The organism is Brevibacterium jeotgali (genome assembly GCF_900169175.1).
GTDB classification, from domain to species: domain Bacteria; phylum Actinomycetota; class Actinomycetes; order Actinomycetales; family Brevibacteriaceae; genus Brevibacterium; species Brevibacterium jeotgali.
The window spans coordinates 1-1163 of sequence record NZ_FXZM01000046.1 but is presented as its reverse complement, the minus strand read 5'-3'; the positions used below and the strand labels follow the sequence as shown (position 1 = coordinate 1163).

Annotated in this window: 1 pseudogene; it reads right to left on the bottom strand. The window is 68.0% G+C overall.

Annotation, left to right across the window (positions count from 1 at the left end):
- Nucleotides 1-1163 (bottom strand): annotated as a pseudogene (locus BJEO58_RS14745) (IS256 family transposase); the annotation flags it as partial.

Below are 1163 nucleotides of genomic sequence, written 5' to 3'. Positions count from 1 at the left end.
CGGCAGCGGGCCAGGACCTCGAGTCCGAGGTACCGACGGCCTTCGGCCCATTCATCAGTCTGCTCAGCCAACACCGCTCCGACCAGCCGCACGATCGCGACTCGATTGGGAAAGATCCCCACGGCGTCAGTGCGGCGGCGGATCTCGCGGTTGAGTCTCTCGGCAGGGTTGTTCGATCAGATCTGGGCCCAGACGTCCTTCGGGAACGTAGCGAAGGCCAGGATGTCCGCTCGCGCGGCGTCGAGGTGCTCGGCAACCTGGGGCAGCTTCTCGCCCACGTAGTCCAGGAGCCGGTCGAACTGAGCATGAACAGCCGCGGCGTCGGGCTGGTCGTACACGCTGTGCAGCATCGCCTTCACAGCCGGCCACATGGACTTCGGGGTGATGCCCATCAGGTTCGCCGCGTAGTGGGTCCGGCATCGCTGCCAGACCGCGCCGGGCAGGTTCGCAGCGATCGCGTCCTTCAGCCCGGTGTGCGCGTCGGACGTGACCAGACGGACCCCGGCCAGCCCGCGGGCGACCAGGTCGGCGAAGAACTCGTTCCACGCCGCCCCGGTCTCGCTGGTGGCCACCCGCAGGCCGAGGACCTCGCGGTGGCCGTCACCGTTGACCCCGGTCGCCAGCAGCGCGACGGCGTTGACCACGCGGCCACCCTCGCGGACCTTCATCGTCAGCGCGTCGGCGGCGACGAACGTGAACGGGCCGGCCTCGTCCAAGGGACGGTGGCGGAAAGCCTCGACCTGCTCATCGAGATCCGTCGCCATCCTCGAGACCTGAGACTTCGACAAGGCGTTGATCCCCAGAGTCTTGACGAGCTGGGAGCCGCGGATGCGATGTCCGCGAAGCGTGCATCCGTGGAGCCATCCGCCTCGTAGAGACTCCTGCGAGGTAGCAGTCCGCGACGAACGTGATCAGCGCCGACTCGGCCCGCTTGCGGCGCTCCAGCAGCCATTCCGGGAAGTACGTGCCTTGTCTCAGCTTCGGGACGGCCACATCGAGCGTGCCGACACGGGTGTCGAGATCACGGTGCCGGTAGCCGTTGCGCCTGGTGCTGCGGTCCGGCGAGGGCTTGCCCCACTCGGCGCCGACGACGGCATCAGCATCGGCCGACAGCAGGGTGTTGATCATGGTCTGGAGCAGGGTCCGCATCATGTCCGGGGAGG